Source organism: Bordetella genomosp. 6 (assembly GCF_002119705.1).
GTDB classification, from domain to species: domain Bacteria; phylum Pseudomonadota; class Gammaproteobacteria; order Burkholderiales; family Burkholderiaceae_B; genus Bordetella; species Bordetella bronchiseptica_F.
Genome location: NZ_CP021107.1, coordinates 3,071,725 through 3,096,117, shown reverse-complemented (window position 1 = coordinate 3,096,117; position 24,393 = coordinate 3,071,725). Strand labels below are relative to the sequence as shown.

Genomic DNA, 24,393 nt, shown 5'->3' with positions numbered 1-24,393 from the left:
CGCGGGCCCCGGTCAGAATACGGTCGTGTCATAAAGGCCAAGTGGGAGATTCGCTATGTCGTCGATCGTGGTGGCACGGTTCGATAGCGTCCCTTCGGCGAGAAGCGCTGCGCACGCGTTGGTCGGCGACGGCTTTCGCGAAGAGGCAATCAGTATCCTGTACGGCGACCCGGACCGTGCGGGCCGCCGGGTGGGCCGGCCGGCCTGGCGTTTCGGGCCGGACCTGCGTACCCGCGCGGCGCGCTGGCGCGCCATCGTCAGCGCCGCGGCGCTGGCGGCCATCGGTACCCTGGGCGGCGTGATCGTGCCCGTTGTGACGGGCTACGGCCGCGTGGGCATGGTGGTCGGCGCGGCATTGGGCGCTTACGCGGGCGCCCTGGCGGGCGCCTGTTGGATGGCCAGCGGCCTGCGTCGCGCGCGGGCCGAGGCGGCCTACGCCGGCCAACTGGCGCGCGATCGGGTGGTGCTGCTTACCGTGCAGGTGCATCCGGACGATGAGGACGCCGCGGCCGCGCTGCTGCGCGACGCCGGCGGCCTGCAGGTGGAGAAGGCGCGCAGCCGCTGGTGGCCGGGCGCGCGCGGCCAGTCCACCCCCACAGGCTGGCGCACGCGTGCCCCGCGCCCGCCGGCGCAGCGCACGCAATGGCAGCCCTGAGGCGGGGCTTCGCGCGCCGCCTGGGGCGCCAGATCGCCGCCATGCTCGTGTTGGCGGGCCTGGGCGCATGCGCCACGGTGCCGGGCATGCAGGGGTTGCGCGAGCGGCGGGCCCAGGCCGGGCTGTCCACCGATTATGGCTGGCAAAGCCTGCAGCGCAGCCACACCATCGTGTCGGGCGCGGCCAGCGGCGATGGCGCGGACGCCATGGCGCGCCACCTGGCGGTCGAGGCGGCGATCAGCGGCGCCCCCTTGGTGGCGGGCAACCAGGTCCGCCTGCTGGCCGACGGGCCGGCCACCTACCGGAGCATGCTCGACGCCATCGCGCAGGCGCGCCGTTATATCCACATGGAAACCTACATTTTCGAGGACGACGCGGCCGGCCAGCGTTTCGCCGACGCCCTGATGGCGGCGCGCCGGCGCGGCGTCGAGGTGGCGGTCATGGTCGATGCGGTGGGCACGCTGAATACGCCGCGGCAGTGGCTCGAGCGCCTCAGGCAAGGCGGCATCAAGGTCGCGGTGTTCAATCCCGTCAACCCGGCGCGCGCCGGCGCGGGCTGGGCGCCCAACCAGCGCAACCACCGCAAGCTGCTGGTGGTCGACGGCCAAGTGGGATTCCTCGGCGGGCTGAACATCAGCAGCGTCTACTCCTCCGGATCGGGCTCGGGCTCGGGCTCGGGGCGCGCGGCGCAGGAGCCCGGCCCGGCCGCGTCGCGCGCCGACACCGCGCCCTGGCGCGATACGCATATCGAGGTGCGCGGCCCGGCGGTGGCGGAGATCGAGCGGGTCATCCAGGACGGCTGGCTGCGGCAGACCGGCGCGCCGCTGGGCGGCGGCGCGGTGCGGCTGAGCGTGCCCGCGCCGGGCGATCTGCATGTGCGCATCCTGGCCAACGAACCCAACGAGCGCGACGGCTACACCGTTTACCTGACGCTGATGTCGGCGTTCGAGAGCGCGCGGCAGTCGATCCACATCACCATGGCCTATTTCGTGCCCGACCCCGCCTTCGTGCGCGTGCTGGCCGACGCCGCGCGGCGCGGGGTCGACGTGGCGCTGGTCCTGCCGGGATTCAGCGATTCATCGCTGGTCTGGTACGCGGGGCGCTCGCACTACCAGGCGCTGCTCGATGCCGGCGTCAAGCTGTACGAGCGGCGCGACGCGCTGCTGCATGCCAAGACGGCGGTGGTCGACGGCGTGTGGTCCACCGTCGGGTCGAGCAACATGGACTGGCGCAGTTTCGCGTTGAACTACGAACTCAACGCGGTCATTGTCGGGGCCCGCTTCGGCGCCGAGATGGAGGCGCTGTTCGAACGCGACCGTGCCGCCGCCGTGCCGATCGACCCGCGGGGCTGGGCCGATCGCGGCGCCGACGATCGCTTCATGGAGGCGTTTTCGCGCTTGTTCGAGCGCTGGCTGTAGCCGGGCCCGGCTACGCGTGCGCGGGCGCGCCGGCGGGGCGCAGCGCGGCCAGCGCCGCGCTGATATCCATGGCGGGCTGGAACGAGTCGGCCTGCGCCATGCCCCAGCCTACCTGGAACACATGATGGCGGAATTCGCCGCGCAGCAGTTCGCCCGGCGCCAGTTCGGGAAACAGCGCCGACAGCAGGCGCACTTCGCTGGACGAGATGCGTCGCGCGATATGGTGCGGCCGCAACTGGCCCGGGTGGGTCAGGCCGGCGGCGCCCAGCAGTTCGGCCAGGGCGTGCAGCGTATTGCCGTGGAAGTTGGCCACGCGCTGCGCCTTGTCCGGCACCACCAGCGCGCGTTGGCGCAGCGGGTCCTGGGTCGTGACGCCGGTGGGGCATTTGCCCGTATGGCAGGCCTGCGCCTGGATGCAGCCGATGGCGAACATGAAGCCGCGCGCGGCGTTGCACCAATCCGCTCCCATGGCCATGGCGCGCGCCATGTCGAAGGCGGTGATGATCTTGCCCGACGCGCCCAGCTTGATGCGGTCGCGCAGGTTCACGCCGATCAGCGTGTTGTGCACCAGCCGCAACGCCTCGCGCAGCGGCGTGCCGACGTGGTCGACGAATTCCACCGGGGCGGCGCCGGTGCCGCCTTCGGCGCCGTCGACCACGATGAAGTCCGGCGTGATATTGGTCTGCAGCATGGCCTTGACGATGGCGAACCATTCCCACGGGTGGCCGACGCAGAACTTGAAGCCGACCGGCTTGCCGCCGGACAGCTCGCGCAGCCGCGCCACGAAATGCAGCAGGCCGATCGGCGAGTCGAACGCGCTGTGGCTGGACGGCGAGTTGCAGTCCTGCCAGGGCGGCACGCCGCGCGCCTCGGCGATTTCCGGGGTGACCTTGCCGGCCGGCAGGATGCCGCCGTGGCCGGGCTTGGCGCCCTGCGACAGCTTGATTTCTATCATCTTCACCTGCGGCGTACAGGCGTTCTTGACGAAGGCTTCCTCGGAAAAGGCGCCATGGGCGTCGCGGCAGCCGAAATAGCCCGAGCCGATATTCCAGACCAGCGATCCGCCGCGTTCGCGGTGGTAGCGGCTGATCCCGCCTTCGCCGGTGTCATGCGCGAAGTCGCCGATGCGCGCGCCTTCATTGAGGGCCAGCACGGCGTTGGCCGACAGCGCGCCGAAGCTCATGGCCGAGATGTTGAAGGCCGACATGGAATACGGCTGGCGGCACTCGGGGCCGCCCACCGTGACGCGGAAGTCGGCATCGGCGACGTGCGCCGGCGTCATGGAGTGATTGATCCATTCATAGCGGTCGCCATAGACGTCTTCCTGCGTGCCGAAGGGCCGCTTGTCGATATCCTGCTTGGCGCGCTGGTAGACGATGGAGCGCTGCGCGCGCGAGAACGGCGACGCGTGGGTGTCGTCCTCGAGGAAGTACTGGCGGATCTCTGGCCGGATGAATTCGAACAGGAAGCGCAGGTTGCCCAGGACGGGGTAGTTGCGCCGGATCGCGTGGCGAGTCTGGAGCAGGTCGTACACGCCCAGCAGGGACAGCAGCACGAAGGGGACGGCCGCCCACAGCCAGGCGCGCGACGAATGGACCGCCAGCGCCGAGGTCAGGGCGGCGCCGATCAGCATCAGCGCGAATGTCGTATAGCGGCCAGCAATCCAGTTCATGCTCCATCTCCGGGGGGCGTAATGGAGGCAACCATACCAGATGCCGGTTTACGGCTGGCTGGCCGCGGCCGGACTCAGCAGCTGGAGGCCGCGGGCGTCTTTTCCACCGCCAATCCGAACCAGGGGCGCAGCCGCACGCCCAGCGCGCTGCCCAGGAAGGCCGCCGGCAGCCACAGCCAGGCGTGCAGGCTGCCGGACAGGATGCCGCTGAAATAGGCGCCGATATTGCAGCCGAAGGCCAGCCGCGCGCCGTAGCCCAGCAGCAGGCCGCCCACCACGGCGGCCAGCAGCGAGCGGGCCGGCACTTTCCACACCGGGGCGAACTTGCCCGCGGCCGAGGCGGCCGCCAGCGCGCCCAGCATCAGGCCGATGTCCATGACCGAGGTGATGTCCTGGCGCACCGGCGCGGCCAGTGCGGCCTGCTGCTTGGCCCAGTAGCTCCAGTTCGCCACGTCGGTCCCCACTGCGTCCAGCGCCTTGGCGCCCCACAGCGCAAAGGCCGAGGTGATGCCCCAGGGGCGGCCGGCCAGGGCCAGCGTGGCGAAGTTCAGCACTACCAGGGCAATGCCGCCCCAGACCATGGGCCACGGGCCCTGCAGCAGCGACGGCGCGCGGCTGGTGCGCGCGGCGTGCGAAATGAGCTGGCCATGGCGGCGCTTTTCCAGCACGGTGGTGGCCCAGGCGATCAGGGCGAATACGGCCAGGTTGGCCAGCAGCGCGCCCGGCAGGCCCCAGCTCTTGATCAGCGAGGTGGGCGGCAGCGCGGGCAGGGCCGACCACCAGCCGAAGTTGGCCGTCGCGATGACCGAGCCGATGATGAAGAACAGCAGGGTGACCAGCATGCGGGTGTTGCCGCCGCCGACGGCGAACAGGGTGCCCGAGGCGCAGCCGCCGCCCAGCTGCATGCCGATACCGAACAGGAAGGCGCCCAGTACGACCGATACGCCTGGCGGCGAGACAAAGCCGCTGACCGGTTGGCCCCACAAGGTGCCTTGCGCGAGGAAGGGGAAGAACAGCAGCACGCCGACGGCCAGCATCACCATCTGGGCGCGCAGGCCGGCGCCGCGCCGGTCGGACACGAACACGCGCCAGGCCTGGGTGAAGCCGAACGACGCGTGGTAGAGCGTCACGCCCAGCAGGGCCCCCACCACCCATAGCGCGCTTTGGCGCCAGCCGACGCTTTGCAACAGGTAGGCCGCGCCGGCCAGCACCAGCAACAGCGCCGTCCACAGCGGCTTGTGGTTGATGCGGATCGGCGGCAGCGCCGACGGCAGGTCGAGGGTGGAGGTATTGATACTCATGATGGCATCCCGGAAGGGGCGTACGAAAAGGGACAGGGCGCTGGCGCGCCCTGGGTCAGTGCAATATAGGACGGGCGGCAAATTTCCCGAACTAGTTATTGTTGATTTCTTAATATCTTTTGGTTATTTGACGGTGCGGGTTCAGCCCAGGGGCTGGCGGCCGATCCATGCCACCAGCGCCGTGATGGTAGGCACCGACAGCACCGTTGACAGCAGGATGGCGCGCGATGACGGGCGCGCGTCGCGCCCATACAGCTGGGCCAGCATGAAGGGGCCGGTGCCGATGGGCAGGGCGGCCATCAGCACCGCGCACCAGGCCCACAAGGGCGGCATGTCGAACACCGCGAAGGCCAGCACGGCCGTGACGGCGGGATGCAGCAACAGCTTGCCGCCCACCATGAGCCCCACCGTGCCGCGGTCGCCGCCGGGCTGCGATTGCGCCAGGAACAGGCCTATGGTCACCAGCGCGCAGGGGCTGGCCGAGGCGCCCAGCAGCGCCGCATAGTTGTCCAGCCCGGCCGGCAGCGCGATGCCGGCGGCCGCGCAGGCCAGCCCCAGCAGGGGCGCGGCCAGCAAGGGGTTGCGCAGCAGGGCGCGCGCCACCTTGAGCAGGGTGGCGCTCCAGTGGCGGTCGCGGTGCTGGTCGAATTCGATCAGCGCAATGGCCACGCCAAACAGGACGCAGGCCGTCAGCAAGGTGGTGATGATGGCGGGCGCCAGGCTGGCCGGCCCCAGCAGCGCCAGGCACAGCGGGATGCCCATGTAGCCGGCGTTGCCGTACGAGGTGGCCAGGCCTTCCAGGCTCAGGTCCGTCAGCCGCGCGCCGTCGCGGCGGCAGGCCAGGATGGCGGCCCCGAACGTCAGGGCGATGCCGCCGGCCACCGCGGCCGTGAAGCCCCAGTAGTCAGCCAGCTGGCGCAGGTCGGCCTGGGCCATGGCGCGAAACAGGAGCGCCGGCAGCGACAGGTACACCACATAGCGGTTGAGCGCATCGGTGGCGCTGGGCCCCAGCACGCGCCAACGGGCGGCAAGCCAGCCTGTCAGGATAAGGGCGAATACCGGTAGCGCGGCGGTCAGGACGGCTTGCATGGGCGAGGTTGTTACAAGGAGGCCACATTCTACCGCCGCGGGGTTCATGGCCGCCGCCGGCCCTGCGACAATGGGAACGGGCGGCGCACAGGCGCGCCGCCGCAAGCATAGAAGGGGAATCGCCATGCCGCAAACCGCCGCGCCGCTACGTATCGTATTGGGAACCTGGGACCGTTTGCGCGAAGACGCCACCACCGTGCGCTTCGAGGTGTTCGTTGCCGAACAGCGCGTGCCCGAGGATATCGAACTGGACGATTTCGACCCGTTGTCGGTCCACGCGGTCGCCTATGGCGCCGACGGCGCGCCGCTGGGCACCGGCAGGCTGTTGCCCGATGGCCACATCGGCCGCATGGCGGTGCGCAAGCGCGCCCGCGGGCTGGGCGTGGGCGGGCGGATACTGGACGCGCTGATCGAGCAGGGGCACGGCGACGGACATCGCATGCTGGTGCTGCACGCGCAATCGCACGCGCGCGGCTTTTACGAGGCGCACGGTTTTCAGGCCGAAGGCGACGAGTTCGTCGAGGCGGGCATCGTGCATGTCGCGATGACGCGCGAACTGGTGCGCTGACGGCCGGCGGCCGCCGCAAAGAAAAAACCCCGGCGCTTGCGCGACCGGGGTTTTTTGGCGCATCACGACAGGTATCGTGAAGTATGTATTGGTGCCCAGGAGAGGACTCGAACCTCCACACCTTGCGGCACATGGACCTGAACCATGCGCGTCTACCAATTCCGCCACCTGGGCTTTGCTGCCTGCCGCCGCTGTTGCTGCGTCAGATCAAGCAAGGAGGCGAATTATGCACACTTTTTCGCGGTGGTGCAAGTCGCCCTGAAAAAATCGCTGCCCGCGGTCCTGTGGCACACTGCGCCCATCAGGCGGCCTGTGTTCGCCGCGATGCACTCTCCATGTCTCGTCCCATGTGCGCGCGCTGCGCGCGACCCCAATCCCATTGCCTGTGCGCGCTGATTCCGGCGCTCGCGTGCCGTACCCGCGTGTTGTTTTTGCAACACCCGGCGGAGGCGCGCCATGCGCTCAATACCGCCCGCCTGGCGGCGCTCGGGCTGCGCCAGGCAGAGCTGCACGTGGGCGAGCGCTTCGACCCCGCCTTGTGGCGGCGGCCCGGCGTGCGCAGCTGGCTGCTGTTTCCGGGCGAGACGGCGCGCGAGCCGGCTTCGGTGGGCGAGGAGGGCGGTCCCCCGCTGTTGCTGGTGGTGCCCGATGGTTCGTGGCGGCAGGCGCGCGGGCTGGTGGCGGGCAATCCCGATCTGGCAAGCCTGCCGCGCCTGGCGCTGCCGGCCGATGGCGTGTCCGGCTATCGGGTGCGTCACGCCGATCTGCCCGGCGCGCTGTCGACCATCGAGGCCGTGGCGCAGGTGCTCAACGCGCTGGAGGCGCCGGCGCGTTTCGACGCCTTGCTGGCTCCCTTTCATGCGCTGGTGCAGGGGCAGGTGCGGGCGATGGGCGATGAGGTCTATCGGCGCCACCACGTGCTGCGCGCGGGCCGCCGGGGCAAAAGCGGTTGAGCGTGGCGCGAAGGAGAAAGCCCCGGCAATCATGCGATTGACCGGGGCTTTCATGAAGGCAGGCATTGCCTGCCTTGCGAATTCCGTGGTGCCCAGGAGAGGACTCGAACCTCCACACCTTGCGGCACATGGACCTGAACCATGCGCGTCTACCAATTCCGCCACCTGGGCACTGTCTCAGAGCTTGTGATACCCTGCCGGCTTGCTGCTTTCGAGGTGCCTGTCACGTTGCCGAGAACAGCGTCTTTGCGGTTTACCTTGCAGTATTTAATCCGTAGACTTGCGTATCCGGATTGCCTGTCAGGTGCTTCGCGAGGACGTCGATTCGACGTTGAAACAAAACTACTTCAAAATCACCAAATACCGGATTCAGTCTGATCACACGCCTGAAAATCAGGCCGATAATGCTGTGATAATACTGAATCGAGTATCACTTTCTGCTGCAGTGTTGCCGCTGGGCTAACCACAGAAGCTGCGCATTATATACGGAACTTTCAGCTTTGGCAAAACGATCGAACAACGAATCCAATAACAACAGATCTACGCCCGTCTTGCCCGATGTGCCTGCCGACTTCGACCCCGATGTCCCTTCTCGCGAAGCCATTCTGAAGGCGTTGCGGTCGGCCGGGGCGCCGTTGTCGCCGGCCGAACTGGCCGAACGCATGGGCGTGGAACGGCCCGCGACGCTGGTCGGCTTCGAGCGCCGGCTCGGGGCGATGGAGCGCGACGGTCAACTGCTTCCCAACCGCAAGGGTGTGCTGCTGCTGGCCACCAAACTCGATTTCGTGGCCGGCCGCGTGCAAGGCCACCGCGATGGCTTCGGGTTCCTGGTGCGGGATGACGGCGGGCCCGATATTTTCCTGTCGCCGCGCGAGATGCTCAAAGTGCTGCACGGCGACCGCGTCCTGGTCAAGCCGTCGGGCGAATACCGCGGCAAGCCGGAAGGCGCCATCGTCGAGGTCATCGAGCGGCGCACCAACAAGCTGGTGGGCCGCTTCCTGCACGAACATGGGTTGTCCATCGTCGTGCCGGAAGACCAGCGCATCAAGCACGACATCCTCATTCCGCCCAGCGACACCAACGGAGCCCAGCACGGGCAGGTGGTGTCGGTGCAGATCATGGAGCAGCCCACCCGCCATACGCAGCCGCTGGGCCGCGTCTACGAGGTGCTGGGCGAGATCGATGATCCCGGCATGGAAATCGAGATCGCGGTGCGCAAGTTCGACGTGCCGGTCGATTTTTCGGAACCCGCGAACAAGCAGGCTGCGCGCCTGCCGGATTCGGTGCGCAAGACCGATCTGAAGCAGCGCGTGGATCTGCGCGACGTGCCGCTGATCACCATCGACGGCGAGGACGCGCGCGACTTCGACGACGCGGTGTACTGCGAGCCGGTCGAGCTGGGCACCGGCCAGCGCAAGCGGCCGGCCTGGCGCCTGCTGGTGGCGATTGCCGACGTCAGCAACTATGTGCGGCCCAACGACGCGCTCGATGACGATGCCTACGAGCGCGGCACCAGCGTGTATTTCCCGCGCCGCGTGATTCCGATGCTGCCCGAGGTGCTGTCCAACGGGCTGTGCTCGCTCAACCCCAATGTCGACCGCCTGGTGCTGGTGTGCGACATGGTGATCCCGGCGACCGGCGCCAAGGCCGGCACGGTGACGGCCTACCAGTTCTACAACGCGGTGATGCATTCGCATGCGCGCACCACGTACACCAGCATCTGGGAGGCGCTGCAGCAGCCGGGCGGCCCGGCGGCCAACGCGCTGGGCGCCATCATGCCGCATGTGCGCCACCTGCACGAGCTGTACCAGCTGCTGTCGCAGCAGCGGCGCAAGCGCGGCGCCATCGACTTCGAAACCGTCGAGACGCGCATCGTCTGCAACGAGCTTGGCCGCATCGAGCAGATCGTGCCCATGGTGCGCAACGACGCCCACAAGCTGATCGAAGAATGCATGCTGGCGGCCAACACGTGCGCGGCCGATTTCATGTCGCGCAGCAAGCACCCCGGCCTGTACCGCATCCACGAAGGTCCCACGCCCGAGCGCCTGCAGTCGCTGCGCGACTTCCTGCGCACCATGGGCCTGTCGCTGGGCGGCGGCGACGAACCCACCGCCAAGGACTACGGCGAGTTCCTCGACTCGGTGCGCGGGCGTCCCGATTACCCGCTGCTGCAGACCATGTGCCTGCGCTCCATGCAGCAGGCGATCTACAGCCCGGACAACCTCGGCCACTTCGGGCTGGCGTATCCCGCCTATACCCATTTCACTTCGCCGATCCGCCGTTATCCCGACCTGCTGACCCACCGCGTGATCAAGGCGCTGCTCGAAGGCCAGCGCTACATGCCGGAGCTGGAAGACCAGCCCATCGTCATCGGGCGGTCGCAGCGCGAGCACGAGCACGCCGTGTGGGAGAAGCTGGGGCTGATTCTTTCGGGCAGCGAACGGCGCGCCGACGAGGCGTCGCGCGATGTCGAAGCCTGGCTGAAGTGCTGGTTCGTCAAGGAGCGCGTCGGCGAGGATTTCAGCGGGACGGTGACCGGCGTGGCCAGCTTCGGCATCTTCGTGACCCTGGATACCCTGCACGTCGAGGGACTGGTGCATGTCTCGGAACTGGGCGGCGAGTATTTCCAGTTCAACGATGCCCTGCACGAACTGCGCGGCGAGCGCACCGGCATGCGTTACCGCCTGACCGACAAGGTCCAGGTGCAGGTATCGCGGGTGGACCTCGAAGCGCGCCGCATCGAGTTCCGCCTGGTCAAGGGCACCAGTTTCGACGCGCTGCGCAAGGCCGCCGCGCGCGGTCCCGACGAGGGGCGCAGGGTCAAGAAGGCGGCGGCCCCCAAGCCGGCGGCCTTGAAGGGGCAGACCGCCAAGCAGCGGCGCGCCGAGGCCAAGCAGGCCAGCAAGCCGGCCAGCACGCCCAAGGCGGCCAAGAGCGCCGGCGCGCCAGCCAAGAAAAAGCCGGCGCGCGCGCGCCATTGAACCGGCCAGGCGGCCCCGTCCGGGGCCGCAGGCGGTAACATTGCACCGTAGACCGGGCCGCAGGGCCCGGCCCGCCGCCGCTTTCCGGCGGCGTTTCACGTTTCAATCACGAAGGTATTCATTCATGGCGTCGACCCAAGTTCTGGCGGGGTTTCACGCGGTCGTTGCGCGCTTGCGCCACGCGCCCGAGTCGATCAAGGAAATCTATGTCGAGGCGTCGCGGCGCGACAAGCGCATGCAGACGTTCCTGGAGCAGGCCGAGCGGGCCGGCCGCCGCGTGCATCCGGTGGCGGCCGAGCGGCTCGACGGGCTGGCGCGCGGCACCCGGCACCAGGGCGTGGTGGCGGTGGCCGAGGAGCGCAGCCTGGCGGTCGGCATCGACGAGGTGCTCGAGGTGATCGAGGGGCCGGCGCTGCTGCTGATCCTGGACGGCGTGACGGACCCGCACAACCTGGGCGCCTGCCTGCGCACGGCGGACGCGGCCGGCGTGCACGCGGTCATTGCGCCGCGCGACCGCGCCGTGGGCCTGAACGCCACCGTGCAGCGCGTGGCTTGCGGCGCGGCCGATACCGTTCCCTACCTGACCGTGACCAATCTCGCGCGCACCATGCGCGAATTGAAGGAGCGCGACGTCTGGCTGGTCGGCACCGACGACCAGGCAGGCGAGAGCATGCACCAGGTGGATGCGCGCCGTTCGATGGCGTGGGTCATGGGCGCCGAGGGCGAGGGGATGCGCCGGCTGACGCGCGAGACCTGCGATCAGCTGGTGCGCATTCCCATGCTCGGCTCGGTCGAGAGCCTGAACGTCAGCGTGGCCAGCGCCGTCTGCCTCTACGAATCGGTGCGCCAGCGCCAGGGGTAAACTCTTGCAGCGGCGCGCCGTCGCGCCGCGCGCCTCTTCGAACGTCCGACACCATGCACCAGAACGGCTTCACCACCACCATCGTTCATTCCGACCGCGATCAATCCGCCGAACACGGCGCCGTGCACAAACCCATGCATCCTTCGTCCGAGTACGTCTACGAGGATGCGCGCGAGCTGGCCGCGGTGTTCCAGGGCAAGGCCGGGTTCACCTACGCGCGGCAGGGCACGCCCACCACCACGGCGCTGGAAGCGCGCATCACGCGCATGGAAGCCGGCAAGAGCACGGTCAGCTTCGCCACCGGCATGGCGGCGCTGGCGGCCATCTTCACCACGCTGCTGCGGCGCGGCGACCATCTGGTGTCCAGCCAGTACGTCTTCGGCAACACCAACAGCCTGCTCAATACGCTGATGGAACTGGGCGTGGAAGTCACCATGGTCGACGCCACCGACGTCCGGCAGGTGCGCGACGCGCTGCGGCCGAATACCCGCATGGTATTCACCGAGACCATCGCCAACCCCGGCACCCAGATCGCCGACCTGGCCGGGATGGGCGAGTTGTGCCGCGAGCGCGGCCTGGTCTATGTGGTGGACAACACGCTGACCTCGCCGTGGATGTTCCGCCCGGTCGAGGTGGGCGCTTCGCTGGTGATGAATTCGCTGTCCAAGTACATCGCGGGCCACGGCCATGCGCTGGGTGGCGCGGTGACCGATACCGGCCTGTTCGACTGGAGCGGGTACGCCAATATCTACGAGTCGTACCGCAAGGGAGCGCCCACCGGCTGGGGGCTGACCCAGATCAAGAAGAAAGGGCTGCGCGACATGGGCGGCACGCTGGCGGCCGAGCCGGCGCACCGTATCGCCATCGGCACCGAAACGCTGGCGCTGCGCATGGCGCGCCATTGCTCCAACGCCCTGGCCCTGGCCACTTTCCTGCAAGGCCATCCGGGCGTGGCGCGGGTGCACTATCCGGGCCTGTCCTGCCATGCGCAGCACCAGCGCGCCAACGAGCTGTTCGATGGCCGCTATGGCGGCCTGCTGGGCGTGGAGCTGGCCGAGGGCATCGATTGTTTCGATTTCCTCAACCGCCTGCGGATCGTGCTGATGGCCACGCACCTGGGCGATACGCGCAGCCTGGCCTTGCCGGCGGCGCATACGATTTATTACGAGATGGGGGCGGAAAAGCGTGCGCAGATGGGCATCGCCGACAGCCTGATCCGTGTGTCGGTAGGCATCGAGGACGAGGCCGACCTGCTGTTCGACTTCGACCAGGCATTGCGCGGCTGTCTGCAACCTTGATGCCTGCCTGCGCAGCTCGCCCACGTCACGGAGTCCCATCATGCTGATTCAGATCGCCGACCTCTTCACCCCCGCCGAAGCCGCCCGGATCCGTGGGCGCCTGGAGGCGGCCGACTGGGTCGACGGCAAGGTCACGGCCGGCTACCAGTCGGCGCAGGTCAAGCACAACCGCCAGCTGTCCGAGCAGCACCCGCTGGCTCAGGAGCTCGGCGGCCTCATCCTGCAGCGCCTGGCCGCGAACAACCTGTTCATGTCGGCGGCCTTGCCGCGCAAGATCTTTCCGCCGCTGTTCAATCGCTACGAAGGGGGCGAGGCCTTCGGCTACCACGTCGACAATGCGCTGCGCCCCGTGCCGGGCACGGCCGAGCGGGTGCGCACCGACCTGTCGGCGACGCTGTTCTTTTCCGAGCCGGACAGCTACGACGGCGGCGAGCTGGTCGTCGACGACACCTACGGCCCGCGCGCGGTCAAGCTGCCCGCCGGACACATGGTGCTGTATCCGGGCACGAGCCTGCACAAGGTCACGCCAGTGACGCGGGGTGCGCGCATCAGCGCCTTTTTCTGGCTGCAAAGCCTGGTGCGCGAAGACAGCCAGCGCAGCCTGCTGCTGGAGATGGACGTGGCGATCCAGCGCCTGAATCAGGATACGCCGGGCCACGCTTCGATCGTGCAGCTGACCGGGGTCTATCACAACCTGCTGCGCCGCTGGGCCGACGCTTGATGCCGCGCAAGCGGGCGCGCAAAGGTTTGCATGTAGCGTTTTTGTTTATTGCGGAAAGCGCTAAAAGCTAGTATTGGCGCGGCTTAGGGCGCTGTTTTCTCTTGACAGCCGCGTCCGGCCAAGGCCTAATACTGCTCTGCGTCGCAGCTCCTTCCCTGGCTTCATGTGCCTGGAAGTACCTGCGACGCAGCCTTTAAAAAGTTGTGCTTTGCAGCGCAAGAAAAATTTTTTTCACTCGTCCGTTCTCTGTTTGCCGGCGCCTGTCTGTCTACTTGCTCTGCGCGTCTGGAAAACCCAATACCTTGTGAGGGGTAAACCTGAATGAACAAAACCGAACTCATCGATCACATCGCCAGCAAGGCCGATATCTCGAAAGCCGCCGCCGGCCGTTCGCTTGACGCCCTGATCGGTGCCGTAAAGACCACCCTGAAGAAGGGCGGCACGGTCACGCTGGTGGGCTTCGGCACTTTTGCCGTGTCCGCGCGCGCCGCACGCACTGGCCGCAATCCCCGTACCGGTGAAACGATCAAGATCAAAAAGGCCAAGGTGCCGAAGTTCCGTCCGGGCAAGGCGCTGAAAGACGCCGTCAACTGATGGACGCAAAGGCAAATCGGCGCTGCCGATTTGCCTAACAAAACCGGGTCCGCTATACTGCGCCCCGCGATTTACTTGAGTGACCCCGAGGCAGCAATGCGGTGCAAGGGGTGCTTAGCTCAGCTGGTAGAGCGGCGCCCTTACAAGGCGTAGGTCACAGGTTCGACCCCTGTAGCACCCACCAAGAATCAAGAAGCAAATCAATATCACCATCCTGCGCAAGCAGGCGCGATAACCCCGGCGAAGGCGCACAGGCGCACCGCGCGGGGTTTTTTGTTGTGCGCTCGGCGCGGCCCGGGCGCGCCGCGGCAGGTGTTCGCGGCATGTTGAATTTCTCGTTTCTGGCGATCGAATAGAGCTTGCGAATCATTCGCATTTAATATATCGTGGCGAATTCGGAATAGCCGGATAGGCATGCCCGCATCGTCGTGCATGCCGTCCGGCTGAATTGTCAATGTACCTGGCTGATTCATGCCTAGCCCCCAATCTGGTCGGTCTTTTTCATCGCATACGTCGCTTGCCCTGCGCGCGGGTGCCGGATTTACCGTTCTTGCCCTGCACGCCGCCGTCATAGGCGCGGTGTTCCTGTCCAAGACGGAGCGCCCCGAATTGCTCGAGCCCGAGGCGGTGATGGTCAGCATCATCGAGGCGCCTCTGCCGCAGCTGGCGCAGGCCGAGCCCACGCCCGAGCCGCCCACGCCGGTGGAGGAAACTCCGCCCGAGCCCGAACCCGAGCCGGTGATCGAGCCCGAGCCGGAGCCGGAGCCCGAACCGGTGGTCGAACCCGAGCCCGAACCCGAGCCCGTGGTCGAGAAGCCGCCCGAACCGGCGCCCAAGCCCAAGCCGAAACCCAAACCGAAACCCAAGCCCAAGCCGCAACCCAGACCCGAGGCGCCTCCGGAGCCCAAGAAGATCGAGACGCCGCCCACCGGCGCCCCTCAGGGCGCCCAGCAGGTGACGCAGGCGCCGCGCCAGGCGCCGCCGCCGGACGAGCCCATCATGGTCTCCAGCGTCGAATACCAGGGCGCGCGCCCCATGCCCGTCTATCCCATGGCGTCCAAGCGCCTGCGTGAAGAAGGGCGGGTGGTGGTGCTGGTGGAAATCAGCACCCAGGGCCTGGTCGACCGCGCCAGCATCGATACCTCGTCCGGTTTTTCGCGCCTGGACGAGTCGGCCTTGGCCGCCGCGCGCAAGGCCCGCTTCAAACCCCTTACCCGTAATGGCGTGGCGTATCCGGCCAAGGCCAAATTACCGTTCGATTTCGTGATGAGGAACTGAGATGTCCAACGCTATCAACACCGCCACGCTGGTGGCGCAAGCGGCCACGCCCTCGGCGGCGGCCACGCCGGGCGCGCCCGCTGCCGCGCCGTTGGCCCAGCAGGCCGGCGAGGCCGCGGGCGCCGCCGCCCAGACCGGCACGGAAGCGCTCAACCAGGCCGCCCAGGCCCTGAGCGCGGCGGCGCCCGCCGTGCCGCCCGCGCCGCTGGCCACGCCGGACATGGGGTTCCTGCACTTCGTCGCGCAAAGCGACTTCGTGGGCAAGACGCTGTTCGTCATCCTGATCGTCATGTCGCTGGTCACCTGGTACCTGATCGTGGTCAAGGCGGTGGGCAACATGGGCATGCGCAAGCGCGCCGCGCACTTCCTCAACAAGTTCTGGAATGCCAGTTCGCTCGAACAGGTCGAGAACGAAATCGTCACGCACGGCGCGCGCGACCCGTTCTCGCACCTGGCCAGCCATGCCATGCACGCGCAGCAGCACCACGCCAAGTTCGGCGCCACCAAGCTGGAGGAAAGCGGTTCGAACGGCGAATTCGTGTCGCGCACCATGCGCAAGGTCATCGACGAGGAGACCGCCAAGCTGGAGAACGGCCTGACGGTGCTGGCCTCGGTGGGGTCGACCGCGCCGTTCGTGGGGCTGTTCGGCACGGTGTGGGGCGTGTATCACGCGCTGGTGGGCATCGGCCTGTCCGATGGCGTGACCATCAACCGCATCGCCGGCCCGGTGGGCGAGGCCCTGATCATGACTGGCCTGGGCCTGGCGGTGGCCATTCCGGCGGTGCTAGCGTACAACGCCTTCGTGCGCAACAACCGGGTGTTCCTGTCGCGCCTGGATGCGTTCGCGCATGATCTGTTCGCCTTCCTGACCACCGGCCAGCAGGTGGCCGTGTCCGACGGCAAGGTGCGTGCCCTGCGCCGCCAGCATGGCCGGGGGAGCGAATAATGGCTTTCGGCAGCTTCGACAACAAGGGCTCGGGCAGCCACACCGTGTCGGAGATCAACATGGTGCCGCTGATCGACGTCATGCTGGTGCTCCTGGTGATTTTCATCATCACGGCGCCGCTGCTGGCCCATTCGATCCGCATCAACATTCCCCAGGTCAGCGCCCAGCAGATCGAGGAAGAGCCCAAGACGGTCGACCTGGCCATCGACGCCAACGGCGCGTTGTTCTGGGACGAGAAGCCGGTCAGCATCGACGACCTGCCCAACCGCTTCAAGGCAATCGCCGGCGACAAGCCGCAGGCCGAGATCCGTATCCGCGCCGACCAGGCCACCCGTTACGAGACGCTGGCCCAGGTCATGGCGTCGGCGCGCCGTTCGGGCATGACGCGCATCGGCTTCATCACCAGCCCCGCGCCCCAGGGCGCGCCCGGCGAGGCAGGCGCATCGGCCGCACCCGCGGCTCCCTGACCGGCAACGGCTCCCGCTCCCGGGGTGTCCGCGCCGCGGGCGCGGGCCTTGCCGTCGGCCCGGATCGCGCTAGAATCGCGGAATGCGAGTACTCGTAATCGAAGATGACACCACCCTGGGCCATGCGCTCCAGGAGTTCCTGGCCGACCAGGGGTATGCGGTCGATTGGCTGACCGAGGGCGACAAGGTCCTGGGGGCCCTGGCGGGCCAGCCCTACGATCTCCTCCTGCTGGACCTCAACCTGCCCGGCATGAGCGGCCTCGAAGTGCTGCGCCAATTGCGCCAGGACGGCAACCAGGTTCCGGTACTTATCCTCACCGCCCGCGACGGCCTGGACGACCGCGTGGCGGGCCTGGACGCCGGCGCCGACGACTATGTCACCAAGCCTTTCGACCTGCCCGAGCTGGCCGCGCGCGTGCGCGCCCTGGGCCGCCGCCGGTCCGGGCAGGCGCAACCCCAGATCGAGGTCGGCCCGCTGGTGTTCGACACCGTCGGGCGCGAGGTGCGCGCCAACGGCACGCGCCTGGCATTGTCGGTGCGCGAGCTGTCCGTGCTGGAGATGCTGATGGCGCGTTCCGGCCGGGTCGTGACCAAGCGCCAGATCGTCAACTCCCTGTCGGCCTGGGATGCCGATTTCAGCGAGAACGCCGTCGAGGTGTACGTCTATCGCCTGCGCAAGCGGCTCGAGGGATCCGGCGCCAGCATCCAGACGGTGCGCGGCTTCGGCTACATGCTGGACGTGGAAGCGGCGTGATGGGCCCGGGCCGGCGGACCCAGGCGCGGAGCATGCCGGCGCCAGCCTTCCGACCATGAATTCCCTTCCCCCCACGCCGCCGCCGCCCGATCCCGTAGGCTGGAGGCTGCCGCGCGGCTCGCTGGCGCGCCACCTCGTGCTGCGCCTGATGCCGCCGGTGCTGCTGCTGGTGCTGCTGGACCTGGCCGCGACCTGGGTGATCACGCACAAGATCGACATGTCGGTCTGGATGCTGGAAGACTTCTTCTGGCTGATGGTGGTGGGCCAGATCGTCCTGATCGCGCTGTTTACCGGAGTCATCATCCGCGGCGTGCGTTCGGGCCTGCGCTCGGTCAATCACCTGGCCGAGGAAATCCGCCAGCGCTCGATCGACGACATGCAGCCCATGGAAGTGGCGGACCTGCCGGCCGAGATCGCGCCGCTGGTCACGCACATCAATGACCTGCTGGGCCGCCTCGATGCATCGCTGGCGGCCCAGCGCCGCTTCATCGGGCACGCCGCGCACCAGCTGCGCACGCCGCTGAGCGGGCTGCGCCTGGAGTCCGAGCTGATGCTGGCGCGGCCCCTGCCCGAGGACGTGCGGATGCGCGCCGAGCGCATCAAGGCCGTCAGCGACCGCATGATCCGGCTGGGCCAGCAATTGCTGGTGATGGCGCGCGCCGATCCCGACGCGCGGCCGCAGGACCGCTTCATTCGCCTGGACCTGTGCGAGTGGGTTCGCGCCAGCGGCGCCGAGTGGATTCCGCGCGTGCGCGCCGCCCAGGCCGAGATCGACCTGGTGGCGCCCGAGCAACCGGTCTGGATCGATGGCGACCCGCTGCTGCTGGACGAAATGCTGGGCAACCTGATCGATAACGCGCTGCGCTACGGCAAGCCGCGCGGCCGCATCTGCCTGACCATAGGCGTCAATCCGCCGGCGCTGATCGTCGAGGACGACGGCCCGGGCATCAGCCCGCAGGAGCGCGACAGCGTATTCGAGGCCTTCTACCGCGCGCCGGACGCCAAGGCCGGCGGCTCGGGCCTCGGGCTGGCGATCGTGCGCGAGATCGCGCACGCCCATGGCGCATGGTGGAAGCTGTCCAGCCGGCCCGAGTATGCGGGCACGCGGCTGTCGGTGGTTTTTCCCGGCCCGCGCATCGGTACGCAACTCACCCGACAAGAACGAGCATCATGACCCACACTGCCGCCGGCGCGCCCCGCGATGCCAAGACCGCCATCCACGCGCCGTCGTCGCGCATGGCATTGATGCTGGGGGCGCTGGGGGTGGTATACGGTGACATCGGCACCAGCCCGCTATACACCTTGCGCGCCTGCCTGAACACCATCGACGACCTGCAGCCGGCCCATGTGCTGGGGGTGCTTTCCATCCTGTTCTGGCTGCTCATGATCGTGGTGTCGCTCAAGTACGTGACGCTGGTGCTGCGCGCCGACAACCGGGGCGAGGGCGGCACGCTGGCGCTGCTGGAGCTGGCCGTGCGCGGACGCGAGGGCAGGGCGCGCTGGCTGCTGATCGTGCTGGGCATTTTCGGCGCGGCGCTGTTCTATGGCGACAGCATGATCACGCCGGCTATTTCGGTCCTGTCGGCGCTCGAAGGCATCAGCATCGTGTCGCACACGCTCGAGCCCTGGGTGGTGCCCGTGGCGCTGGTGGTGCTGGTGGCCCTGTTTGCCATCCAGTCGCACGGCACCGGCGCGGTGGGCAAGCTGTTCGGCCCCATCATGGCGCTGTGGTTCGCGACGCTGGCGGTATTGGGCGGGTACCAGGTCTGGTTGACGCCGGAGGTGCTGGCCGCGCTCAACCCGGTGTGGGCGCTGCGCTTCATCGCCGAGTTCCCGGTGATGAGCTTCCTGCTGCTGGGCGCGGTGGTGCTGGCGCTGACCGGCGCCGAGGCCCTGTATGCGGACATGGGGCATTTCGGGCGGCCGGCGATCCGGCGCGCCTGGTTCGCCATGGTGCTGCCGGCGCTGACGCTGTGCTATTTCGGCCAGGGCGCCTTGCTGCTGCGCGACCCGGCGGCGATACGCAACCCGTTTTTCCTGATGGCGCCCGAATGGGGGCTGGCGGCGCTGGTCGGCCTGGCCACGGTGGCCACCGTGGTGGCGTCCCAGGCCGTGATTTCCGGCGCCTTTTCGGTGACGCGGCAGGCCGTGCAGCTGGGTTTCTGGCCGCGCATGCAGATCCTGCACACTTCGGCGGTCGAGAAGGGACAGATCTACCTGCCGCAGGTCAACGCCTTGCTGCTGTGCGCCGTGCTGGTGCTGGTGCTGCTGTTTCGCAATTCCGAGAACCTGGCCGCCGCCTACGGCTTTGCCGTGACCGGAACCATGCTGACGACTTCGGTGCTGGCGTTCGCGGTGCTGCCGCGCGGCTCCACCGGCGGCAAGCGGGCGCTGTGGATGGTGCTGCTGGGCGCGCTGCTTGCGATCGACATCCTGCTGTTCGGCGCCAATATCTTCAAGATCCACGAGGGCGGCTGGCTGCCGCTGCTGGTCGGCGTAGTGGTGTTCACGCTCATGATGACGTGGCGGCGCGGCCGCCGCCTGCTGGCCGACATGCAGGCGCGCGACCGGCAGCCCTTGCGGGAGTTCATGACGCAGCTCGAGGCGTTTCCGCCGGCGCGGGTGCAGGGCACGGCGATTTTCATGACCATGAACGCCGGCAACGTGCCGCCGGCGCTGCTGCACAATCTCAAGCACAACAAGGTGCTGCACGATCATGTGCTGTTCCTGTCGATCCGGGTGGCCGACGTGCCCTATGTCTCGGACGACGAGCGCTTCGAGATGCACAAGGTCAGCGCGTCGAGCTGGCAAGCCAGCATCAACTACGGTTTCAAGGAGGATCCGGACGTGCCCGAGGCCTTGCGCCAGGTGGCCGAGGCCTATCCCGAGATCGACCTCGAGCCGATGCGGACCTCGTTCTACCTGTCGCGCCAGACCGTGGTGGCGGCGCGGCGGCCGGCCATGGCGCGCTGGCGCCGCGCGCTGTTCGCGTTCATGGCGCGCAACGCCACCCGCAGCACCCGTTTTTTCAAGATTCCGCCCAACCGCGTGGTGGAGATGGGCATGCAGGTGGAACTGTAGGCGCCTGTCCACGCATGGGGAGCGACACCTGCGGCAGCGTGTGCCTGTCCTCACCGGGACAGGCACCCCCCGAGCGGTTGCCGCCTACTTCTTGCCGTCCTTGATCTGCGGCAGCGCCGAGCCGGCCGAAGGCGCCAGCAGGCCGGTCTTGACATAGGTGAACAGCTTTTCGCGGGTATCGACGATGTCGAGATTGCGCATGGTGAGCTGGCCGATGCGGTCGGCCGGCGTGAAGGGGGCGTTTTCCACCTTCTCCATGGACAGCCGCTCCGGCGCGTACGTCAGGTTGGCCGATTCGGTGTTCAGCAGCGAGTAGTCGTTGCCGCGGCGCAGCTCGAGCGTGACTTCGCCGGTGATGGCGCGCGCGACCCAGCGCTGCGCGGTTTCGCGCAGCATGATGGCCTGCGGGTCGAACCAGCGGCCCTGGTACAGCAGGCGGCCCAGCTTGCGGCCGTTCTCGCGGTACTGCTCGATGGTGTCTTCGTTGTGGATGCCGGTGACCAGGCGCTCGTAGGCGATGAACAGCAGCGCCAGGCCCGGGGCTTCGTAGATGCCGCGGCTCTTGGCTTCGATGATGCGGTTTTCGATCTGGTCGCTCATGCCCAGGCCGTGCCGGCCGCCGATGCGGTTGGCTTCCAGCAGCAGTTCGACCGGGTCGGCGTATTCGACGCCGTTGAGGGCGACCGGCTGGCCTTCCTCGAAGCGCACCGTCACTTCCTCGGCCTTGATCTGCACGCTGTCCTGCCAGAAGGCCACGCCCATGATGGGCTGCACGATACGGATGCCGGAGCTCAGGTGCTCCAGGTCCTTGGCTTCGTGGGTGGCGCCAAGCATGTTGGAGTCCGTCGAGTAGGCTTTCTCGGCCGACATCTTGTAGTCGAAACCGGCCTGGCGCATGTACTCGGACATTTCCGCGCGGCCGCCCAGTTCGTCGATGAAGGTCTGGTCCAGCCAGGGCTTGTAGATCTTCAGGTCCGGGTTGGTCAGCAGGCCGTAGCGGTAGAAGCGCTCGATGTCGTTGCCCTTGAACGTGCTGCCGTCGCCCCAGATGTTGACGCCGTCTTCCTTCATGGCGGCCACCAGCATGGTGCCGGTGACGGCGCGGCCGATGGGCGTGGTGTTGAAGTAGGTCAGGCCGGCGGTCGAGATGTGGAAGGCGCCGGCCTGCAGCGCGGCGATCCCTTCGGCGACCAGTTGCGCGCGACAGTCGACCAGGCGGGCCGCTTCGGCGCCGTATTGCATGGCGCGGCGGGGGATTTCATCGTAATCCGGCTCGTCGGGCTGGCCCAGGTTTGCGGTGTACGCGTAGGGCACGGCGCCTTTCTGGCGCATCCACAGCAGCGCGGCGCTGGTATCCAGGCCGCCGGAAAAGGCGATGCCGACCTTCTGGCCGGTAGGAAGGTTCGGGAGAATAGTAGTCATTGTTTGAGGTGAAACGCCAACAGGACTTTGACAGCAACGGGCCGTCAAACAAGAAGTCTAACGGGGCATTTTAGCGCTTTTGGGCGCGGGCAGCCGGGCGGCGCGGGGGCGCCGCGCCCGGCGCCGGCTCAGGCGATCTGGCCCAGCAGCAGGAATTCCATCAGCGCCTTCTGCACGTGCAGGCGGTTCTCGGCCTCGTCCCAGACCACGCTTTGGGGGCCGTCGATGACTTCGCCGGTGACTTCCTCGCCGCGGTGCGCCGGCAGGCAGTGCATGAACACGGCCTGCGGATCGGCGGCGGCCATCATCTCGGCGTCCACGCACCAGTCGGCGAAGGCGGCGCGGCGCTCTTCGTTCTCGGCTTCGTAGCCCATGCTGGTCCAGACGTCGGTGGTCACCAGGTGCGCGCCCTGGCAGGCCTGCATCGGGTCCTTGAACTGCTTGAGCACGCCGGCGGCCGGCGCGCCGATGCGGGCCGGATCCAGCTCGTAGCCGGCGGGCGTCGACACATGCAGCGTGAAGCCCAGCATTTCGGCGGCCTGCAGCCAGGTGTACGACATGTTGTTGGCGTCGCCGATCCAGGCCACGGTCTTGCCGGCGATGGGGCCGCGGTGTTCGATGTAGGTGAAGATGTCGGCCAGGATCTGGCACGGGTGGTATTCGTTGGTCAGGCCATTGATGACCGGCACGCGCGAATGCGAGGCGAACCGCTCGATGCGGGTCTGCTCGAAGGTGCGGATCATGACGATGTCGACCATGCGCGAAATCACGCGCGCGGTGTCTTCGATGGGCTCGGAGCGGCCCAGCTGCGAGTCGTTGGACGTGAGGTTGATGACCGAGCCGCCCATCTGGTACATGCCGGCCTCGAAGGAGACGCGGGTACGCGTGCTGGCTTTCTCGAACACCATGGCCAGCGTGCGGTCGTGCAGCGGCATGTGCGGCTCGTAGCGCTTGAACTTGTCCTTGATGATGCGGGTGCGTTCGAGCACGTAGGCGATCTCGGCGGGCGAGAAGTCTTTGAATTGCAGGAAGTGCCGCAAGGGGCCGTTCTGGGTCGTGGGAGGAGTCATGATGATGTCGCAGGTCTTGCGCCTGGGCTCATGGCCGCGGCGCGCTGTTGATTATTGCTGTTGAGCGAGGAACTGTTTGATCAGCGGCACCAGGATCCGGACGATCTGGTCGGCTTCCTCCCCGGAGAGTATCAGGGGAGGCAGCAGGCGGACGACGCGTTCGCGCGTCACGTTGATGAGCAGGCCGGCTTCCATGGCGCGGGTGGCCAGGATGCCGCAGGGCCGGTCCAGCTCGATGCCCAGCATCAGGCCGCGGCCGCGGACCTCGACGACGCCGGGCACGCCGGCCAGTTCGCTGGCCAGCGCGGCATGCAGGTGGGCGCCCACCTTGTGGGCATTGGCGAGCAGGCCTTCCTGCTCGATGGCATCGATGACCGCCAGCCCGGCGGCGCACGCCAGCGGGCCGCCGCCGAAGGTGGTGCCGTGGCTGCCGGGCGCGAACACGCCGGCGGCGGGGCCGGCGGCCAGCATCGCGCCGATGGGCACGCCGCCGGCCAGGCCCTTGGCCAGGGTCATGACGTCGGGGCGGATATCGGCCCATTGGTGGGCGAACCACTTGCCGGTGCGTCCGATCCCGGATTGCACTTCGTCGATCATGAGCAGCCAGCCGCGTTCGGTGCACAACTGCCGCACCCCCTGCAGGAACGCCATGTCGGAGGGGCGGATGCCGCCTTCGCCCTGCAGGACTTCCAGCAGCACGGCGGTCACGCGCGGCTCGGCCTCGCCCGCGGCGCGGATGGCCGGCAGGTCGTTATAGGGCACCTGGATGAAGCCCGACGGCATGGGCCCGAAACCCTGGCGGGCCTTGTCGCTGCCCGTGGCCGCCAGCGTGGCCAGGGTGCGGCCATGCCAGGACGAATCCATGGTGATGATGTGGGCGTGCGTATTGCCTTGCTTGTAGCCGTAGTAGCGCGCCAGCTTGATGGCCGCCTCGTTGGCCTCCGAGCCGCTGTTGTTGAAGATCACCTCGGTCATGCCGGACAGCTCGGCCAGGCGGCGCGCCAGGGCCGCCTGTTGCGGGACCTCGTAGATATTGGAGGTGTGGATGAGCCGCGCGGCCTGTTCGGAGATGGCCGCCACCAATCCCGGATGGCCGTGTCCCAGGCAGGAGACGCCGATGCCGGCCAGGGCGTCGAGATAGCGCCGCTCGCCGGCGTCCCAGAGCCAGACCCCGCGGCCGTGGGTGAAGGACACCGGCAGGCGGGAGTAGATGTTGGCCAGGGCAGAGGACATCGCGGGGTTCTCCACGAAAAATGGGGGGCG

General features: G+C 67.9%; 22 protein-coding genes and 3 tRNA genes. 16 read left to right on the top strand and 9 right to left on the bottom strand.

All coding sequences use genetic code 11. From position 1 onward, the window contains the following. The first annotated feature begins 55 nt into the window (after nucleotides 1–55). Both CAL11_RS14525 and CAL11_RS14520 read left to right on the top strand, forming a co-directional pair. Nucleotides 56–655, top strand: a complete 600-nt coding sequence (locus CAL11_RS14525; protein WP_033463580.1) for a hypothetical protein — start codon at nucleotides 56–58, stop codon at nucleotides 653–655. After that, on the top strand, nucleotides 643–2,073 hold the full coding sequence (locus CAL11_RS14520) for a phospholipase D-like domain-containing protein (RefSeq protein ID WP_086093320.1): 1,431 nt from the start codon (nucleotides 643–645) through the stop codon (nucleotides 2,071–2,073). Before CAL11_RS14525 ends, CAL11_RS14520 begins: the two co-directional genes overlap by 13 nt. Before the next feature lie 10 nt (nucleotides 2,074–2,083). Here the strand turns inward: CAL11_RS14520 and CAL11_RS14515 are convergent, their stop codons facing one another. The 3 genes from CAL11_RS14515 to CAL11_RS14505 form a co-directional block, all read right to left on the bottom strand. Further along, nucleotides 2,084–3,745 (bottom strand): FMN-binding glutamate synthase family protein, encoded by a 1,662-nt coding sequence (locus CAL11_RS14515; RefSeq protein WP_086093319.1) that lies wholly within the window; start codon nucleotides 3,743–3,745, stop codon nucleotides 2,084–2,086. A 74-nt stretch (nucleotides 3,746–3,819) separates the two neighbouring features. After that, nucleotides 3,820–5,127, bottom strand: coding sequence for a YeeE/YedE family protein (locus CAL11_RS14510; RefSeq protein WP_086093318.1), 1,308 nt, complete (start codon nucleotides 5,125–5,127; stop codon nucleotides 3,820–3,822). 60 nt (nucleotides 5,128–5,187) lie between these two features. After that, the gene (locus CAL11_RS14505) at nucleotides 5,188–6,135 is read right to left on the bottom strand and encodes an AEC family transporter (protein WP_015064119.1); all 948 of its coding nucleotides are present in this window, start codon (nucleotides 6,133–6,135) and stop codon (nucleotides 5,188–5,190) included. Nucleotides 6,136–6,259: 124 nt separating this feature from the next. On the opposite strand from CAL11_RS14505, the gene CAL11_RS14500 reads away from it, so the two are divergent. Then, nucleotides 6,260–6,703, top strand: coding sequence for a GNAT family N-acetyltransferase (locus CAL11_RS14500; RefSeq protein WP_015064118.1), 444 nt, complete (start codon nucleotides 6,260–6,262; stop codon nucleotides 6,701–6,703). An 89-nt stretch (nucleotides 6,704–6,792) separates the two neighbouring features. Here the strand turns inward: CAL11_RS14500 and CAL11_RS14495 are convergent. Further along, nucleotides 6,793–6,877, bottom strand: a tRNA-Leu gene (locus CAL11_RS14495). Nucleotides 6,878–7,038: 161 nt separating this feature from the next. On the opposite strand from CAL11_RS14495, the gene CAL11_RS14490 reads away from it, so the two are divergent. Further along, nucleotides 7,039–7,656 (top strand): tRNA-uridine aminocarboxypropyltransferase, encoded by a 618-nt coding sequence (locus CAL11_RS14490; RefSeq protein WP_068926660.1) that lies wholly within the window; start codon nucleotides 7,039–7,041, stop codon nucleotides 7,654–7,656. 86 nt (nucleotides 7,657–7,742) lie between these two features. Here CAL11_RS14490 and CAL11_RS14485 read toward each other — a convergent pair. Continuing rightward, nucleotides 7,743–7,827: transfer RNA gene (locus CAL11_RS14485), tRNA-Leu, on the bottom strand. Between the two features lie 329 nt (nucleotides 7,828–8,156). Between CAL11_RS14485 and rnr the strand changes: the two genes are divergently transcribed. The 6 genes from rnr to CAL11_RS14455 all read left to right on the top strand — a co-directional run bounded on the left by rnr (nucleotide 8,157) and on the right by CAL11_RS14455 (nucleotide 14,296). Further along, nucleotides 8,157–10,637 carry a ribonuclease R gene (gene rnr, locus CAL11_RS14480; protein WP_086093317.1) on the top strand — a complete coding sequence of 827 codons (2,481 nt, stop codon included), beginning with the start codon at nucleotides 8,157–8,159 and terminating at the stop codon, nucleotides 10,635–10,637. Nucleotides 10,638–10,761: 124 nt separating this feature from the next. Continuing rightward, complete coding sequence (gene rlmB / locus CAL11_RS14475; protein ID WP_015064116.1) at nucleotides 10,762–11,499, top strand: 23S rRNA (guanosine(2251)-2'-O)-methyltransferase RlmB; 738 nt, start codon at nucleotides 10,762–10,764, stop codon at nucleotides 11,497–11,499. Nucleotides 11,500–11,552: 53 nt separating this feature from the next. Next, the gene (locus CAL11_RS14470; protein ID WP_086093316.1) at nucleotides 11,553–12,797 is read left to right on the top strand and encodes a cystathionine gamma-synthase family protein; all 1,245 of its coding nucleotides are present in this window, start codon (nucleotides 11,553–11,555) and stop codon (nucleotides 12,795–12,797) included. A 40-nt stretch (nucleotides 12,798–12,837) separates the two neighbouring features. Continuing rightward, nucleotides 12,838–13,518, top strand: a complete 681-nt coding sequence (locus tag CAL11_RS14465) for a Fe2+-dependent dioxygenase (RefSeq protein ID WP_015064114.1) — start codon at nucleotides 12,838–12,840, stop codon at nucleotides 13,516–13,518. A gap of 321 nt (nucleotides 13,519–13,839) precedes the next feature. Further along, nucleotides 13,840–14,112, top strand: coding sequence for an HU family DNA-binding protein (locus CAL11_RS14460; RefSeq protein WP_003812968.1), 273 nt, complete (start codon nucleotides 13,840–13,842; stop codon nucleotides 14,110–14,112). 108 nt (nucleotides 14,113–14,220) lie between these two features. Continuing rightward, a tRNA-Val gene (locus tag CAL11_RS14455) sits at nucleotides 14,221–14,296 on the top strand. On the opposite strand, the gene CAL11_RS24380 is transcribed toward CAL11_RS14455, so the two are convergent. Beyond that, nucleotides 14,267–14,482: a hypothetical protein gene (locus CAL11_RS24380; protein WP_157668851.1), complete on the bottom strand. Its 216-nt coding sequence runs from the start codon at nucleotides 14,480–14,482 to the stop codon at nucleotides 14,267–14,269. The two genes, CAL11_RS14455 and CAL11_RS24380, sit on opposite strands and share 30 nt — an antisense overlap. Nucleotides 14,483–14,583: 101 nt before the next feature. Between CAL11_RS24380 and CAL11_RS14450 the strand changes: the two genes are divergently transcribed. The 6 genes from CAL11_RS14450 (at nucleotide 14,584) to CAL11_RS14425 (ending at nucleotide 20,638) form a co-directional block, all read left to right on the top strand. Further along, a complete protein-coding gene (locus tag CAL11_RS14450; RefSeq protein ID WP_086093315.1) occupies nucleotides 14,584–15,390 on the top strand; it encodes an energy transducer TonB in 807 nt (268 codons plus the stop codon). 1 nt (nucleotide 15,391) lies between these two features. Next, nucleotides 15,392–16,336, top strand: a complete 945-nt coding sequence (locus tag CAL11_RS14445) for a MotA/TolQ/ExbB proton channel family protein (protein ID WP_068926656.1) — start codon at nucleotides 15,392–15,394, stop codon at nucleotides 16,334–16,336. Next, entirely contained in the window at nucleotides 16,336–16,803 is a 468-nt protein-coding gene (locus CAL11_RS14440; RefSeq protein WP_015064111.1) for an ExbD/TolR family protein, read from the top strand. Before CAL11_RS14445 ends, CAL11_RS14440 begins: the two co-directional genes overlap by 1 nt. An 82-nt stretch (nucleotides 16,804–16,885) precedes the next feature. After that, on the top strand, nucleotides 16,886–17,557 hold the full coding sequence (locus tag CAL11_RS14435) for a response regulator transcription factor (RefSeq protein WP_003820363.1): 672 nt from the start codon (nucleotides 16,886–16,888) through the stop codon (nucleotides 17,555–17,557). Between the two features lie 55 nt (nucleotides 17,558–17,612). After that, nucleotides 17,613–18,731: a sensor histidine kinase gene (locus CAL11_RS14430; RefSeq protein ID WP_086093314.1), complete on the top strand. Its 1,119-nt coding sequence runs from the start codon at nucleotides 17,613–17,615 to the stop codon at nucleotides 18,729–18,731. Continuing rightward, nucleotides 18,728–20,638 (top strand): potassium transporter Kup, encoded by a 1,911-nt coding sequence (locus tag CAL11_RS14425; RefSeq protein ID WP_086093313.1) that lies wholly within the window; start codon nucleotides 18,728–18,730, stop codon nucleotides 20,636–20,638. The genes CAL11_RS14430 and CAL11_RS14425 overlap by 4 nt, the downstream gene beginning before the upstream one ends. An 84-nt stretch (nucleotides 20,639–20,722) precedes the next feature. Here the strand turns inward: CAL11_RS14425 and argG are convergent, their stop codons facing one another. The 3 genes from argG to CAL11_RS14410 form a co-directional block, all read right to left on the bottom strand. Beyond that, complete coding sequence (gene argG, locus CAL11_RS14420; protein ID WP_033463594.1) at nucleotides 20,723–22,060, bottom strand: argininosuccinate synthase; 1,338 nt, start codon at nucleotides 22,058–22,060, stop codon at nucleotides 20,723–20,725. Nucleotides 22,061–22,188: 128 nt separating this feature from the next. After that, the gene (argF, locus tag CAL11_RS14415; protein WP_015064107.1) at nucleotides 22,189–23,130 is read right to left on the bottom strand and encodes an ornithine carbamoyltransferase; all 942 of its coding nucleotides are present in this window, start codon (nucleotides 23,128–23,130) and stop codon (nucleotides 22,189–22,191) included. Between the two features lie 51 nt (nucleotides 23,131–23,181). Then, entirely contained in the window at nucleotides 23,182–24,363 is a 1,182-nt protein-coding gene (locus tag CAL11_RS14410; protein ID WP_015064106.1) for an aspartate aminotransferase family protein, read from the bottom strand. Nucleotides 24,364–24,393: the final 30 nt, after the last annotated feature.